At 37.1% G+C, this 16,152-nt stretch carries 15 protein-coding genes; 11 read left to right on the top strand and 4 right to left on the bottom strand.

Features of this window, described 5'->3' with window-relative positions:
* The first annotated feature begins 295 nt into the window (after positions 1–295).
* The 5 genes from J2S19_RS03970 to phoU are packed head-to-tail and all read left to right on the top strand — an operon-like array spanning position 296 to position 4,407.
* On the top strand, positions 296–1,132 hold the full coding sequence (locus J2S19_RS03970; RefSeq protein ID WP_307337594.1) for a phosphate ABC transporter substrate-binding protein: 837 nt from the start codon (positions 296–298) through the stop codon (positions 1,130–1,132).
* 51 nt (positions 1,133–1,183) lie between these two features.
* A complete protein-coding gene (gene pstC / locus J2S19_RS03975; RefSeq protein ID WP_307337597.1) occupies positions 1,184–2,083 on the top strand; it encodes a phosphate ABC transporter permease subunit PstC in 900 nt (299 codons plus the stop codon).
* A gap of 1 nt (position 2,084) precedes the next feature.
* A complete protein-coding gene (pstA, locus tag J2S19_RS03980) occupies positions 2,085–2,909 on the top strand; it encodes a phosphate ABC transporter permease PstA (RefSeq protein WP_307337601.1) in 825 nt (274 codons plus the stop codon).
* Positions 2,910–2,922: 13 nt separating this feature from the next.
* Positions 2,923–3,735 carry a phosphate ABC transporter ATP-binding protein PstB gene (gene pstB, locus J2S19_RS03985; RefSeq protein WP_370875049.1) on the top strand — a complete coding sequence of 271 codons (813 nt, stop codon included), beginning with the start codon at positions 2,923–2,925 and terminating at the stop codon, positions 3,733–3,735.
* Positions 3,736–3,747: 12 nt separating this feature from the next.
* A complete protein-coding gene (gene phoU / locus J2S19_RS03990) occupies positions 3,748–4,407 on the top strand; it encodes a phosphate signaling complex protein PhoU (RefSeq protein ID WP_307337604.1) in 660 nt (219 codons plus the stop codon).
* 129 nt (positions 4,408–4,536) lie between these two features.
* On the opposite strand, the gene J2S19_RS03995 is transcribed toward phoU, so the two are convergent.
* From J2S19_RS03995 to J2S19_RS04005, 3 genes are all read right to left on the bottom strand, one after another.
* Positions 4,537–5,916: a Glu/Leu/Phe/Val family dehydrogenase gene (locus tag J2S19_RS03995; protein ID WP_307337607.1), complete on the bottom strand. Its 1,380-nt coding sequence runs from the start codon at positions 5,914–5,916 to the stop codon at positions 4,537–4,539.
* Positions 5,917–5,973: 57 nt separating this feature from the next.
* Positions 5,974–6,609, bottom strand: coding sequence for a hypothetical protein (locus J2S19_RS04000; RefSeq protein WP_307337610.1), 636 nt, complete (start codon positions 6,607–6,609; stop codon positions 5,974–5,976).
* 68 nt (positions 6,610–6,677) lie between these two features.
* Positions 6,678–8,306: a Na/Pi cotransporter family protein gene (locus J2S19_RS04005; protein ID WP_307337613.1), complete on the bottom strand. Its 1,629-nt coding sequence runs from the start codon at positions 8,304–8,306 to the stop codon at positions 6,678–6,680.
* Between the two features lie 488 nt (positions 8,307–8,794).
* On the opposite strand from J2S19_RS04005, the gene J2S19_RS04010 reads away from it, so the two are divergent.
* The 3 genes from J2S19_RS04010 (at position 8,795) to J2S19_RS04020 (ending at position 11,805) form a co-directional block, all read left to right on the top strand.
* Positions 8,795–9,634: an undecaprenyl-diphosphate phosphatase gene (locus J2S19_RS04010; protein ID WP_307337617.1), complete on the top strand. Its 840-nt coding sequence runs from the start codon at positions 8,795–8,797 to the stop codon at positions 9,632–9,634.
* A gap of 119 nt (positions 9,635–9,753) precedes the next feature.
* Positions 9,754–10,443 (top strand): AIM24 family protein, encoded by a 690-nt coding sequence (locus tag J2S19_RS04015; protein WP_307337620.1) that lies wholly within the window; start codon positions 9,754–9,756, stop codon positions 10,441–10,443.
* A 744-nt stretch (positions 10,444–11,187) separates the two neighbouring features.
* A complete protein-coding gene (locus tag J2S19_RS04020; RefSeq protein WP_307337622.1) occupies positions 11,188–11,805 on the top strand; it encodes a hypothetical protein in 618 nt (205 codons plus the stop codon).
* Positions 11,806–12,000: 195 nt separating this feature from the next.
* On the opposite strand, the gene J2S19_RS04025 is transcribed toward J2S19_RS04020, so the two are convergent.
* Positions 12,001–12,150 (bottom strand): hypothetical protein, encoded by a 150-nt coding sequence (locus J2S19_RS04025; protein ID WP_307337624.1) that lies wholly within the window; start codon positions 12,148–12,150, stop codon positions 12,001–12,003.
* Positions 12,151–12,618: 468 nt separating this feature from the next.
* On the opposite strand from J2S19_RS04025, the gene J2S19_RS04030 reads away from it, so the two are divergent.
* Genes J2S19_RS04030 through J2S19_RS04040 form a run of 3 tightly spaced genes read left to right on the top strand, consistent with a single transcriptional unit; the run spans position 12,619 to position 16,063 of the window.
* Entirely contained in the window at positions 12,619–14,022 is a 1,404-nt protein-coding gene (locus J2S19_RS04030) for an aldehyde dehydrogenase (protein WP_307337627.1), read from the top strand.
* Between the two features lie 26 nt (positions 14,023–14,048).
* Positions 14,049–15,029 carry an LLM class flavin-dependent oxidoreductase gene (locus J2S19_RS04035; RefSeq protein ID WP_307337630.1) on the top strand — a complete coding sequence of 327 codons (981 nt, stop codon included), beginning with the start codon at positions 14,049–14,051 and terminating at the stop codon, positions 15,027–15,029.
* Positions 15,030–15,067: 38 nt separating this feature from the next.
* Positions 15,068–16,063: an LLM class flavin-dependent oxidoreductase gene (locus J2S19_RS04040; protein ID WP_307337633.1), complete on the top strand. Its 996-nt coding sequence runs from the start codon at positions 15,068–15,070 to the stop codon at positions 16,061–16,063.
* The last annotated feature ends 89 nt before the right edge of the window (positions 16,064–16,152 follow it).

A 16,152-nucleotide genomic window follows, 5' to 3' on the forward strand; every position in this document is an offset into this window, starting at 1 on the left:
TTTTCATTTGCCTTAATAAGTGTTCTCACTTAACTATTCCATACTCCACATTTCCTATAAAATCCATCCTAGCAGTTTCAAAATCTCCTTTCTTATCTTCACAACATATAATCCTAAATGAAAGGCATATTAAGAAAGCCAATATACTTTTAAATAAAGCCGAAAATTAACTAATTTAAAACGCAGTTAATAAAATTTACAAAACCTTTACATTAAATCCATGTCACCTTTACATTCTTCATTTAATCTTTACATGTCGAAAAAAGTCGTAATTTATCACCTGGAGGTTATGAGTATGTTCACAAATAGGGTAGTGTATGGGTTATTAATCGTAATCCTAACTTCCATCTTATCAGCATGTAATAGCCATACTGATGGAGCAGAATCATCAAATGAAAATGTATCTACGGTTTCTGTTTCTGGATCCACCTCAGTAGGACCTTTAGCTGAAAAATTAGCAGACAAGTTTAAAGATACTGCAAATATTAAAGTTGAAATAAATCAAAACGGTTCATCAGCAGGAATTCAAAATGCAATGAATGGGGTATCAGAAATTGGAATGTCGTCACGAGATTTAGAAGAGGAAGAAAAAGCAAGTGGATTAGTCGAGACAACAATCGCATACGATGGCATTGTTGTCGTCACACACCCAAGCAACAAGGTGAAAACACTAACGATGGAACAAGTGAAGGCTATATTCACTGGTGAAATCAACAATTGGAAGGAACTAGGCGGTGATGATTTAGAAATCGTCGTTGTTTCAAGAGAAGATGGTTCAGGCTCACGTGATGCCTTTCAAGAAATCGTCGGGTATTCTTCTGGTGAATTAGTAAGAAGCGCAATTATAGCGAGTGGTAACGGAAATATTAAAACAACTGTCGCCGGGAATAAGCATGCGGTAGGTTTTATATCGTTTGAATATATTGATTCATCTATTTCGACTTTAAATATCGATGGAGTAGAGGCAACAGTTGAGAATGTTTTACAACAAAGATATAAATTATCACGCCCATTCTTATTTGTACATAGAGTCGACCAAATTACCGATGCTGGTAAGCAGTATATCGATTATATTTTGAGCGAAGATGGACAAGCAATTATTACGAAAGCAGGGGCTATACCAATTAAATAACGTGATAATGTTAGTTGAACCGTTGTAAAAGAGATGCATGGAGGAATGAAGATGTCTCGGGAACCAATAAAGGTAAACAATAAAAATAAGCGGAAATACATGTTAGAGAAGTTGTCATCTAGAGTCTTTCAATTTTGTGCACTTCTTTCAGTCGTAAGTTTATTATTAATCGTTGGATTTGTATTTTATAAAGGGGCTCTGCCATTTATTGTCGATGGGTATAGCTTTTTTGATTTTCTACTTGGAGTGGATTGGGTTCCTAGTGAAGATAAGTATGGGATTTTGCCGATGATTGTTGCATCGATATATGCGACGATAGGTGCATTAATCATTGGAGTACCAATTGGATTATTTACTGCAATCTTCTTAGCTGAATTAGCACCAAAAAGTGTAGCAAAATTTATGTCTCCTGCAGTACAGCTATTGGCTGGGATTCCATCTGTGTTATATGGTGTATTTGGACTCGCATTAATAGTGCCATTTTTGCAAAATCAATTAAATCTAGTTAAAGGTCAAAGCCTCTTCGCAGTTATATTAGTTTTAGCGATTATGATGCTTCCTACCATTGTGACGGTTGCTGAAACTGCGATCCGAGCTGTTCCGAAAACATATCGCGAAGGGTCATTAGCGTTAGGGGCCTCCGAAATTGAAACAATTTTTAAGGTTGTTGTACCAGCAGCTAAATCAGGAATAATGGCTGCAATTGTTTTAGGTTTAGGGAGAGCAATCGGTGAAACAATGGCTGTTATCTTAGTGGCAGGAAACAGTTTAATCTTACCATCAAGTCTTTTCGATAGTGTACGACCATTGACTACAAATATTGCATTAGAAATGGGCTATGCATTCGGTACACATCAAAATATGCTGTTCGCGACAGGAATTGTACTTTTCTCATTTATTTTGATTTTAAATTTTGTATTAGCGAAAATTAGTGCAAAGGGTGGTAAGTAAGGTGAGAAAGCTTAAGGATTATTTTTACCGAGGTCTTCTATGGGGAGCGGCCTTTTTGACAGTTGCCGTACTCTTCATAATCGTAGGTTTTATCTTTTCTAAAGGTTACAATTTAATTAGCCTTGATTTTATCTTTGGTGATTATTCCCCTACAGGTGGTGGTGGAATTTGGCCAATGGTGATTACGACAATCTATACAATTGTTATCTCATTGCTTATCGCTACACCAATTGGAATCTTTGCCGCTGTGTACTTGCAGGAGTACGCAAAACAAGGCCGATTAGTAAGTATTATTCGTTTTGCAACTGAAAGTTTAACAGGGATTCCATCGATTATTTATGGACTTTTTGGCGCCGTGTTTTTTGTGACGACGTTAAAAATGGGAATGTCTATTATTGCTGCCTCCTTAACATTAACGATTATCGTCTTACCTGTTGTCATCAGAACGACGGAAGAATCACTCAAAACAGTTCCACCTTCATACCGAGAGGGTTCCCTAGCACTAGGAACGACAAGGCTGCAAACTTTATATAAAGTTATTTTACCAAGTGCAATGCCAGGAATTTTATCAGGAATTATTCTCTCCATTGGTAGAATTGTCGGGGAATCTGCTGCCATATTTTTAACAGCAGGTACTGTTGCTAACATGCCTTCTAGTATTTTCTCATCGGCACGGACATTAACTGTTCATTCCTTTTTAGTTACCCAGGAGTCAGGTGACATCGAATTAGCCTCGGCAGTTGGGATTGTCCTAATTGTGATCATTTTAGTATTAAATTTATCAGCTATGTTTATCTCAAAAAAATTAAATAAATCAAATTACTAAATGAGGTGTTGACATGAGTGCAACTGGAATTAAAGTAAGGATGAATCATTCTACAATACTGAACGAACAAGAAAAAGATGTGAAAATCAATGTTCAAAATCTTGATTTGTTTTATGGTGAGAAACAGGCGTTATTCTCGATATCAATTGATATATTCGAGAATGAGGTAACAGCTCTTATAGGACCATCTGGGTGTGGGAAATCTACATTCTTGAGAACGTTAAACCGAATGAATGATTTAATTGACGGAGTGAAAATCAATGGTACGATAAACATTGATAATGAGGATATCTATAAATCCACTGATGTGATCAAACTGCGAACAAAAGTAGGAATGGTATTTCAAAAAGCAAATCTTTTCCCGATGAGTATTTATGATAATGTTGCATATGGTCCAAAAATGCAAGGCATAAAAAGTAAAAAAGAGCTAAATGAAATTGTTGAAAAAAGTTTACGGGGTGCCGCTATTTGGGACGAAGTGAAAGACCGTTTAAAAACTTCGGCGCTCGGTCTCTCCGGTGGTCAACAACAACGTATTTGTATTGCACGTGCCATCGCAATGAAACCGGATATTATCTTAATGGATGAGCCTACGTCCGCATTAGACCCAATCTCTACATTAAAAGTAGAAGAATTAATAGAGAATATGAAGAAAGAATATACGATTGTCATCGTGACCCATAATATGCAACAAGCAGCAAGGGTATCAGACCGAACAGCATTTTTCCTTAACGGGGAAGTAGTTGAATACGACTTAACGAGTAAAATTTTTTCAGTACCAAGTGATAAAAGAACGGAAGACTATATTACCGGCAGATTCGGATAAGGAGGGATGTAAATGGTTACGCGTGAAAGCTTTGAGAATAGTTTACATGAACTACAGGAAAAAATGAAGACGATGGGCGATATGGCGATTACATCAATTGAAACAGCATTTGAAGCTTTTAAAACAAAGGATGTCGAAGTCGCTTTAAAGGTAATCGAAGAAGATGAGGATGTTGATGACCTTGAAATCGAAATTAATCATTTCATTATCTGGTTGATGGCAAAGGAGCAGCCTGTTGCAAGAGATTTGCGCAGAATCATCGGTGCATTGAAAATAAGTTTGGAGATTGAACGAATTGCAGATTTCGGGGTGAATATTGCGAAATCAACAATTAGAATTGGCAATGCCTCTTCACAAGTAGATATATCCAATCTCGACAAAATGAAGGACATCTCGATTACAATGCTTCGTAAAAGCTTAACTTCATTCATAAATGGAGATATTAATCTTGCCAAAGAGGTTGGAGACTTAGACGATGAAGTGGATGCATACAGTGTTGAACTGTATAAAATCATTACGAGTTACTTAAAAGAGCATCCGGAGGAAACCGAGCAATTAATCCAATATTTATTAATCAATCGCTACCTTGAGCGGACAGCTGACCATATTACAAACATCGCTGAAAGTGCAGCATATTTATTAAAAGGTCAAATGTATGATTTAAATCAATAATAAGTAAATTGCAACATTAAATAATGACGATGGGCTGTCTCTATAATCGGTAATACTATGTTGAATAATTCAGCATTGGAATGTTGTTTGCCGGTTATGTTTAGACAGCCCTTTGCCAGTTAAATGAACTTAATATAATTTACCTTGTCGATATAAAATCGTACATAGCTTCATGACCGCATGGATATAACAGTTTTGACGTAACGGAAACGGGTCATTGAAGTATTGGGGGAGAATCGTTTTTAATGTTAAGCTCATTTTTTCGTAGAGAAGTTGGTATACTTCTTTTTCGGTATAGAACTGTGTTTCTCTACCTTGGAGCCATTCAAAATAGGAGACGATTACTCCACCGGCATTTGCAAGTATGTCAGGGATGATAATGACACCTTTATTGCTTAAGTATGCATCTGCTTCACCAGAAATAGGGGCGTTTGCTCCTTCGACAATCAATTGTGCTTGTATTTTGTTCATATTATCTTTATGAATTTGGTCCTCTAATGCGGCTAAGATTAAAACATCCACCGATAAAGTGAGAATCTCATCACGTGATTTTATTTCAGCATCTATTTGATGTGTTTGCAATTGTTCTAAGGTTGTAGGTAGTTCACCATGATTACTTGATGTATAGGTGATAAGTGCAGGAATATTTAATCCTGCTTCATTGTATAAGGTAACGTTGCGGTCACTGACAGCAATGATTTTATTCGTTAACGATGTACATTGATATGCTTCAAGAGCTGCGATAGATCCAACATTTCCAAACCCTTGAACAGCTAAAGTTAAAGGTTTATCTGCTAGAGCTAGCGCTGTTTTTGCAAATTTGTTATTACGTGATGCTAACCACTGTCTTTGTTCCTTCAGAAAATCGTATAAAAGATAACGAAACGTAAAATAAACCCCTCTGCCAGTAGCTTCTCTCCGGCCAAGTGAACCTGCATTTACAATGCTTTTTCCTGTAAAGCTGCCTCGGTATGGTTTCCCAGGATTGATGCTTTTATATTCAGCCATCATCCAGTCCATTTCTCTATCGCCTGTTCCTACATCAGGGGCAGGGATATCTTTATCAGGACCTATAATATCGCTAAAATAACGAACATATTTCTCACAAATTAAATGAAGCTCCCTTTCAGAGTAATCTCTTGGATTAAGAACGACTCCGCCCTTACCACCGCCAAACGGAACTTCATGAAGGGCATTTTTTAATGTCATTAGTGCTGCTAGATTAATGACTTCTTCTTCATTGACAGATTCATGAAAGCGAATCCCGCCTTTATAAGGACCAAGTGTATCATTATGCTGGACCCGAAAAGCAGGGATGCGAACGACTTTTCCGTTGTCTAACGGCACACGTAGAAACGATTTATGAATGTGGTTTGGAGTGGATAAAATTGCTGCCAGTGATGTAAAAGCCTGCTTCCTGGACTGACCGTGTAAATTCGGTAAAAAGGTATGATCTTCTAATAATGCATGTAATGACTGTTGGACGATGGCACCTGTTTGACTAGCCATAATAATAACCCCCTTCTTCTAACAAACAATCATATGTTAGGGGAGGCGGGAATATAACTAGATTCTATTTTTCGTGTACCAAAGTGTAATGAGGAAAACAAATTCAAAGATATTCATCGTAGCAGAACTAGGAAATGGTAGTGGGAGTGCTCCGCCAAGGGTCATGACAATTGTCCCAATAAACATCCAAATGAATCGCTTCTCCTTCATTAGTAGAAAGCTTGAGATTAGCATCCAAAGCGAAATGCCGATTACCATGTAAGGAATGCTCGGTTCTCCTGAATAAGTGTAGTGTAATACTCCATATTGATTGGAAGCTTTGAGGGTTAAATGGAAGGTGACTGTCGCTAGCTCAATAAATATAATCGTTAGGAAATAACCCCATGTAAAAAGATGGAATGTCCGTGTTTTTACCCATTTCAATGAGGTTTTTGTTAAAACTCCATAGCCAAATAGAACGAGTGTAGGGGTTATGAAGGCATGAAGCCAAAATCTAATTGTGCTAAGTGATTTTAGTAAATTTCCCTCGCCGATAAAAGTTCCGATTGCAATGATTAGGTTATCGTATATTAGACCAAGCGTGAGTAGAATTAATACATTAGCATATGGAAACGGATTAGATGAACGCATGACTCCCCAGATAAACAAGAGAACATATCCAATAAGTAGCAATGTGTAAATGTAAACATCCATCTCATACTCCTCCTTAGCATTATTTTAGCGCATTAAAGCGGTGGGGGACTGTCCCCACCGCTTGATTGTTATTTTGTATTTATGACGGCTTCGACAATGTTTGAAGCGTGGTCTCCGATTCTTTCTAGGTTGCTAATAATATCGACATAGACGATTCCGGCGTCACCTGTACATTGACGTTCGTTCAAACGTAAAATATGTTTCTTTCTTAATTGACGCTCCATTTTATCAATTTTGTCTTCATTCTCTAGCGCTTTTTTGGCTAATTCAACATCTTCGTTAAAGAATGCGTCATAAGCCATTTGTAATGTTGTAGTCGTTAAGTTATACATTTCTGCTAATTCTGTTTGTGCACTTTCTGATAGTGTCACCTTTTTATTTAATTTATAATCAATAAGCTCGACGATGTTTTCCATATGGTCACCAATTCGTTCAATATCACGAATCGAATCGGCTATGTTTGAAAATTCATCTCGTTCCGTATTTGATAACGATTTTGAAGAAATATCTAGTAAATATTGCGTAATCTTTTTATCTAAATTATTAATGCCTGATTCATATTGAAGCGAGTTTTCCCGATGCTTTTTATCGCTATTATGAAAGTAAGTTAGTGCTTCATTCAGTCCGTTTATTGAGAATTCACACATTCTCTTTAGTTCCTCTTTTGCTTGTCCTAATGCAATAGAGGGGGATCGTTCAATAAACATTGGATTTAAGTGATGTGGCTTCGTATCAATAAATTCATCATCACCAGGGATAATCTTTGTCACAATCCATGCTAAAGCAAAGATAAATGGAAATTGGATCACCGTATTTGAAACGTTAAATATCCCGTGCGCAAAAGCAATTGTCATCTCAGGATTTAAGCCAAGTACGCCTTGTAAATAGCCAATGAGATTCGTAAAAGGTGTAAGAATAATTAAGAAAATAATTGTACCAATTAGATTAAACATAACATGAACTAGAGCTGCACGTCTTGCGGCGATTGAAGCACCTAAAGCAGCAATAACAGCTGTAATCGTTGTTCCGATGTTGTCACCAAACAGCACAGGTAAGGAGGCTTTTAAATTAATTGCTTCTTGTGAAAATAGTTCCTGTAAAATACCGATTGTTGCACTAGAACTTTGAACAATCACTGTAAAGATCGTTCCGACAACAACACCTAAAATAGGACTGTTACTCATACTTAATGTTAATTCTTGAAAGGCATCAAGTGAGCGTAACGGCTTCATACCACCACTCATCAATTCTAAGCCATAAAATAACGCTCCAAAGCCAAAGACAACTTGACCAATCGAGGTAATCTTTACATTTTTAAAGAAGAATAAAAGAATTGCACCTAGCATGATTATTGGTAAAGAGTATTCACCGATATCAATTCCAATAATAAACGCAGTGACGGTTGTCCCGATATTTGCTCCCATAATGACACCGATCGCTTGTCTTAGTGTCATAAACCCAGCACTTACAAGACCAACCGTTAAAGCCGTTGTCCCGGAGCTTGACTGAATCAGAACAGTTACTAGTACACCTGCTAATACGCCCATGAATGGATTTGTCGTGAACCGGTCTAAAATATCCTTTAATCTGTCTCCAGCCGCATTTTGTAGACCATCGCCCATGTATTTAATCCCGAATAAAAAGATCCCTAGTCCCCCAAAAAATTGAAAGAGCATCTCTTGATAGTTTAAATCCAATGTGGAACACACTCCCTTTTATGTATGTATAAACACTTTGCTATAATAACAATTTTAGACACGAATTTACATTATTTTTACGCTTCTTTTACATAAATTTAATAAAATCTTTACATTAAATTTACAAAGTGGAAATAGTTTTACTTTAGTTAGTAGAAAAGGGAGAAAATACAAGTATATTATTGCCAATTAGGTTAAAATTTTAGCTAAAATTTAATGCCTTTCATCTTACAATTGAATCATTCTGACACACTGTCTGTTGTTGTTGGTATACCCGAAAAGACACAAAATTATCCGATGAGAATTCAGTTAAAACTTAGGATGAAGGTAGGGGACTGGAAGGTAGGGGGACTGTCCCTGTATTTTGGCGTGGGACTAAGGTAGGGGACTGTCCCCTATTTCCTTTTTATTTACATTGTTTCTATATACAACGATTTAGTAATAACGTATAATTTTTAAGTTAATGTATTGAAAAGGGAGATTAAAGAATGGATATCATTACACTGATAAAAGCGTTGATACTAGGTATGGTCGAGGGGTTAACTGAATTTGCTCCGGTTTCTTCAACTGGTCATATGATTGTCGTCGATGATATGTGGCTACAATCTGGGGATACTTTAGGAAAGTACGTTGCAAATACCTTTAAAATAGTTATCCAATTAGGTTCGATTCTCGCAGTCGTCGTTGTTTTTAAAGACCGATTTATTGACCTGTTAGGCTTAAATCGTCTCAGCAAAAAGAAGCGTACTACTGAACAAGGCGGTCAACATTTACGTTTGACACAAGTCATTGTAGGTTTAATTCCTGCAGGTGTTTTAGGTCTTCTTTTCGAGGATTATATTGATGAATATCTATTTTCAATAGAAACAGTATTAATCGGTTTAGTAGTAGGGGCTATTTTAATGATTTTTGCCGACATCTATGGTGGGAAGAAGCCTAAGGTTGATACTGTTGATAAAATAACGTACAAACAAGCTCTATCAATTGGTTTCATCCAATGTTTATCACTTTGGCCAGGGTTTTCCCGCTCCGGTTCAACGATATCTGGTGGTGTGCTTTTAGGATTGAGCCATCGAGCAGCAGCTGATTTTACATTTATAATGGCAGTTCCGATTATGGCAGGCGCGAGTGGTATTTCGCTTTTGAAGAACTGGGAGTATTTCACGCTTGAAGCAATGCCATTTTTTATTGTAGGATTTATTAGTGCTTTTGTTTTCGCATTAATCTCAATCCGTTTTTTCCTTAAGTTGATAAATAAAATTAAGCTAATTCCATTTGCGGTTTATCGAATAGTGCTAGTTATTATTATTTGCATCGTTTATTTCTAGGTAACTGCTAACGAGAAAAGTGAAAAAGTCCCGTCTTATTAAGGCGGGACTTTTTATGGTAAAAAATGAAACAAATACCATTGCTTCATCGTAATACTAGTAGAAGGGAAGTGTTACGGATGAGTAAATATTCAATCTCTGAATTTTTAAAGCAAACAGAACAAGTGGATAAAGACCAAGGTTTATTTGAATTAGAAACACAGCGAATGCTTGAAGTTAATCTTGATGGTCAAGTTTGGGCAAAAGCGGGTTCAATGATTTCATATAACGGAAAAATCAAATTTGAACGCGAAGGAATGTTTGAACATGGACTGAGTAAAACATTTAAAAAGGCATTTACAGGTGAAGGGACCTCGTTGATGAAAGCGACGGGACGAGGGAAACTCTACCTAGCGGACCAAGGGAAAAAGGTTACAGTGCTTGATTTGAGAAATGAAGTCATCCATGTAAATGGGAATGACTTATTAGCATTTGAACCGAGTATTAACTGGGATATTAAGCTTATGAAGCGAATTGCAGGGATGATGGCAGGTGGATTATTTAATGTCCGCTGCGAAGGAACCGGTATGGTCGCAATTACGTCCCATTATGAACCACTAACATTACGGGTAACCCCAGGAAATCCTGTCATAACAGATCCAAACGCAACGGTAGCATGGAGCGGGGGATTGCAACCGGAATTCCAAACAGATATCACATTAAAGACCTTTTTTGGTAGAGGAAGCGGTGAATCAATCCAAATGAAATTTGCAGGCGATGGCTTTGTTGTCGTTCAGCCTTTTGAGGAAGTCTATTATCATTCTAAATAAGGATCGATTGTAAAGAAAATAGAGATGCATGGTCATCATTGTTACTCTATATTGAGTCGTCATTTTGGGTTGACTACCGTAAGTACTCACTTTCTGAAATCTTTTTATAATAGAGCGATATTTATCAACAATGAAGGTACCATAACCAATAGATGAATTGTCCTAAAAGAGATTAAAGTAAAAGGGCGAGGTATCGTCCTTTTTAACGTGAATAGGTAATTTTACTTGTGAAAAAATTAGAGACTATATATTTAGATGAAATCTAAGAATCTTTTACTATACTAATAAGAGATTAATCGTTTTTATAACTCAAAGTGAAAATTAAGACATTCTTCAAAAAATAATTGAGCCTTTTTTTTAGAATATTGATATACTGAAAATAATAAACAGTTAAGACATATTTTTCTAAAGAGTAGGACGAAATTATTATCACCTGCTTTAATTAGTGTAGAGGACGTGGGACTTTAAGGACTTGTGAAAAATCGCATCAACTAAGTCCATGTAAAGCAGTAAAGATACTGCTCAAGCCTTAGAAAGAATTAAAGCTTAAGAACGTTATCGTACCTGTGAAAGTATTAGATAATGACTAACAGAATCTTCATAACGGATACGGGGCTAAAGACAAGCTTTGTAATTATAAAGACATTGAATTGACTTTATGAAAATCACTTCCTAATATAAAGCGTAGAAATGCATTGCTGTACTTTTTTATTTGCCAAATAAATACTAGATTGGAGGTATATTATGCACGTTTATATTATTCTATCAGACACTAAATCAGTACTTACTAGAATCATTAAAGTGTTTACAAGATATCCTTATAATCATGCTTCAATATCCTTCACTAAAGAACTAGATGTTGTATATAGCTTTGGGCGCAAGAGACCAAATAATCCGTTTATAGGCGGCTTTGTAAAAGAGGATTTAGACAGTTCCATTTTCAAGGGGGCATCTTGCGCAATTTATAAATGTACGGTCACAGAGAATCACTACCTGGAAATGTTGTCTAGAATCCAGAAAATTGAAGAAGAGAAGGAATTATACAAATACAATTTTATTGGTTTATTTGCTGTTCTATTAAATAAAAAAATGAATAGAGAAAAGGCCTATTTCTGTTCACAATTTGTAGCAACGATCCTGTCAAATGCCGGGATTGCAATTAAAGATAAACCTGCATGCTTAGTTAAGCCTAACGACCTTACAGATTGTGGTCACTTTGAGTTTGTCTATCAAGGAGAACTGAAAGATTATCTTTTAGTCGTTCAAGGAAAAGAGCGTGACGAGCAAACCGAAAATAGTAATCGACGATTCTATTATCTATCTAGCATTTATTCTAAAATAACAAGAACGATTGCAAACTAATATAGAAGCCTTACGCTGTGACAGTAGGCTTTAACATACACAAACCCGAACTATGTTTTGGAATTTGGATAGATCCATCCTATTAGTTCTGGTTGTATTTTGAAACATTGTTACTTGCTTTTACTAGGTAATTCCGCTGGTGTATTGGAATTAACTCCCGCTTTTCGATGTGTTCGTTTTCGTATTCACCTGGGCTTATGAAGCTGATTTTGGTGCTGACAATGCTAAATTATCGTCTTCATTGATTTTTGAAGCCGTTTTTGGATCTGATACTGCAAAATTTCCGTCTTCATTAGACTTATGAAGGCGTTTTTGGCGCTGACTTTGGTGAATTTTCGTCTTCATCGGTTTTATGAAGCCGAATTTGGCGGTGGCTTTGGGAAAAAATCGTCTTCATCGTGCTAATGAAGCCGTTTTTGATGCTGGCTTTGAAAAAAAACGTCTTCATCGCCCTTACGAAGACACCCTAAGCGAAACTCCTTTGAGTCTCACCTCTAGCTCTACCTCTCCCACGCATCCTGCAGGAGCCCCGCACTTCCACCACAACAATTAACCTTATTAAAATTACACATCAAAACTCCTAGTAAACTATGTTCGTTGTTTAACAAGAGTTCTTTCATCATGTCCTAAAATCGTCGTTTAGTCTGACCTTTAATCCAATCGTTTTTATTTAAGAATCGAATAGGCTAAAATAATAACAATAGAATGATTATTGATAACGATGTGTAATCTATCAATGAGATTTTTCATAATTGTCGTTCCGTTATGTCAAAGTAACTAAGCGATTATTTCCTATAAATGAGGTGTTAATGCTTGAAAGAAGAAATCGTTATAGAAGAATCATCGGTAGAAGCAGTCGAGGATGCCGTTCAGCGACAAAAGAAGTTCTTTGCTACAGGGCAGACCTTTGCTAAAGAAAAAAGGATTAATGTGCTTAAACAATTGGCTCAGCTAATCCGTTCAAATGAACGTGAGATTGTTACTGCGTTAAAGAATGATTTAAACAAATCGGAAACGGAAGCGTATATGACTGAAATTGGTTTTCTATTAGAAGAAATCCGGTTTGCGATAAAGAAAATCGATTCATGGATGAAACCCGTGAAGGTGAAAACAGCAAAAACACATATCGGCTCAAAAGGATATCAAGTTGCTGAACCGTACGGTGTAACACTTATTATTGCTCCTTGGAATTATCCATTTCAACTTCAATTAGCTCCACTAATCGGCGCCATTGCAGCAGGTAATACGGCTATTTTAAAGCCGTCTGAGCTAGCTCCTCATACATCTCGATTACTTAGCAGGCTTATCAAAGCTGAATTTGACCCAAATTACATAGCTGTACTTGAAGGTGGCATTGAAACAACGAATCATTTGTTAGAGCAACCGTTTGATTATATTTTCTTTACCGGCAGTGTCCCCGTTGGAAAAATCATTATGCAAAAAGCGGCAAAGCAATTAATACCTGTCACACTTGAATTAGGTGGGAAAAGTCCTTGTATTGTCGATGAAACAGCAAATCTTACGCTTGCAGCAAAGCGCATTGCTTTCGGGAAATGGACAAATGCGGGACAAACATGTATTGCACCTGATTACTTATTTATTCATCATTCCGTACGAGATCGCCTAATCGAGGAAATGAAAAAAGTAGTAAAAGACTTTTACGGTTCGGATGCAAATCAAAATGAAAGCTATCCAAAAATTATTAATCAAAAGCACTTCAATAGGTTGAAACGGTATCTGTCTGATGGGGACATTCTTTTTGGTGGACAGGTTAATGAAGACAAGCATAAAATGGCACCGACCTTGATGAAGCCTTTCGAGATGTCCAGTTCGTTAATGACAGAAGAAATATTCGGTCCAATCCTGCCAATACTAGACTATGAAACACTTGACGAAGTCATTTCGTTTGTAAAAAAACGACCTAAACCATTGGCTCTCTATTTATTTACAACGAATAACAACACGGAGAAACGAGTGCTAAAAGAAATCTCGTTTGGTGGAGGATGTGTTAATGATACGTTAATGCATATTGCAACACCATATCTTCCATTCGGTGGTGTAGGTGAAAGTGGTATCGGTTCGTACCATGGTGAATCGAGTTTTGTTGCATTTTCTCACTACAAAAGCATTCTTAAGCAAACAAATCGTTTTGATTTAAGCCTCAAGTATCCAAATGCAAAAAATAGCCTGAAATTAATGAAAAAGCTCATGAAGTAAATTTGTGGAGAAAGCTGGGAGTAGGAATGAAATTAAGTGTACTTGACCAATCTGTTATCCGAATGGGTGAGACAGCAAGTGATGCCTTTAATAAGACTGAACAATTAGCAAAGCTGACAGATGATTTAGGGTATACAAGATTTTGGGTTGCAGAACATCATAATACGAATGGACTTGCCGGCACTTCTCCAGAAATATTAATCAGTCATTTAGCTACAATGACGGATAGAATCCGGATTGGCTCAGGTGGTGTGCTCCTCCCGCAATACAGTCCATTTAAAATTGCAGAAAACTTTAACGTATTACAAACCTTATATCCCGACCGGATTGATTTAGGGATTGGACGGTCACCAGGTGGACCTCCAACAACGAGGTTGGCGTTAACCGACGGAATCCGCAAAAGCCTTAATGAGTTTCCGAGACAAGTGAGTGAACTACAAAGTTATCTAACAAATCAGCACACAGAAAACGATGTTATTGCATACCCACTTACGAAACAGTTGCCTGAGATGTGGATGTTAGGTGTATCACAAAGAGGGGCAAGACTTGCTGCTGAAAAAGGGACGGCATTTACTTTTGGCCATTTTCTTGTACCTACATCTGGTCAAGTTGCGATTGAACAGTATAAACGTGATTTCAAACCTTCCCCTTTTCTTGCGGAACCTAAAGTGAATGTTTGTGTATTCATCGTTTGTGCTCCGACAAGAGAAAAGGCAGAGGAAATTGCCTTGACACAGGATTTGTGGCTATTAGCGGTTGAAAAGGGGGAGAATACGAAAATTCCTTCAATAGAGCAGGCGAAAAGTAATCGTTTAACGGAAAAAGACAAAGAGAAGATTAAACAAAATCGTAAACGAATGATGATTGGAACGCCTGAAGATGTAAAGGAGCAACTACTATTGTTAAGTGAAAAGTATCAAGTTGAGGAATTTATGGTGATTAACAATGTTTATAGCTTTGAAGATAAATTGTATACATACAATGTACTAGCAGATATGTTTCTTTAAATCTCTCTGAAATGTTCGCTTCAAATGGAGGTGAAAGGATGAAGTTAAGTATTTTAGACCAAGCACCGATTTCAAAAGGTCAAACAGCAAAAGATGCGTTAGAGGCAGCGGTCAAACTAGCTCAAATTGGTGAGGATAATCGATATACCAGATATTGGATTGCGGAGCATCACGATTTACCTGGATTAGCCTGTTCAGCTCCAGAGGTTATGCTTGGGTATATCGGTGCGAGAACAAATAGGATACGAATCGGATCTGGAGCAATTTTACTCCCTCATTATCGCCCGTACAAGGTGGCTGAAACACATCATGTATTAGCAACGTTATTTCCTAGTAGAGTTGATTTAGGAATCGGTCGTTCACCAGGAGGTTCTGCTGAAGCATCGTTGGCATTATCGAAAAACTTTTTAGCTAATGTGAAGGAGTTTCCGGAAGCCGTAGATGAACTGAAACATTTCCTTGCAAATGATTTTGAAAATGACCACATGTTTTCAAAAGTGAAAGCATCGCCAATACCAGTTGTACCTCCCGAGTTATGGCTTTTAGGGATGAGTAAGAAAAGTGCACTTCTAGCTGCAGAGAAAGGGCTACCTTATGCATATGCTGACTTTATGAGTGAGCAAAGCGGCGGCGAAATTGTCCGGCTCTATTACGACAATTTTAAATTAACAAACATAAACAAGCCTGAATCAATTGTTGCCGTCTCTGTTATTTGTGCCGAATCAACTGAAAAAGCTGAAAGAATCGCTTCTAGTTGGATATTATGGAATGTTTTAGCGGCAAAAGGAGAAGCTAGAGATGGAATTCCTTCCATTGCTGAAGCTGAATCATACTCTTATTCCTCGAAGGAACACGAATTAGTCAGCAATATAAAGCGCAAAATGATAATTGGCAATCCAAAAGAAGTTAAACAGAAACTACTAACGGTAAAAAACTCGTACAGAACTTCTGAATTAATGATACTAACAATAACATATCAGCCTGAAGATAGATGGGAATCGTACAAACTGATAGCAAATGAATGTTTTAATTAATGCTCCTTTTTAAAAGATTGTGGCTTTTTTGCACTAACTTTTTTTAGGGCTTGTTGGAGCGTAAGTGCGAGACTCCTGCGGGATGCGTG

This window comes from Metabacillus malikii (assembly GCF_030813355.1).
Taxonomy (GTDB): Bacteria; Bacillota; Bacilli; order Bacillales; family Bacillaceae; genus Metabacillus; species Metabacillus malikii.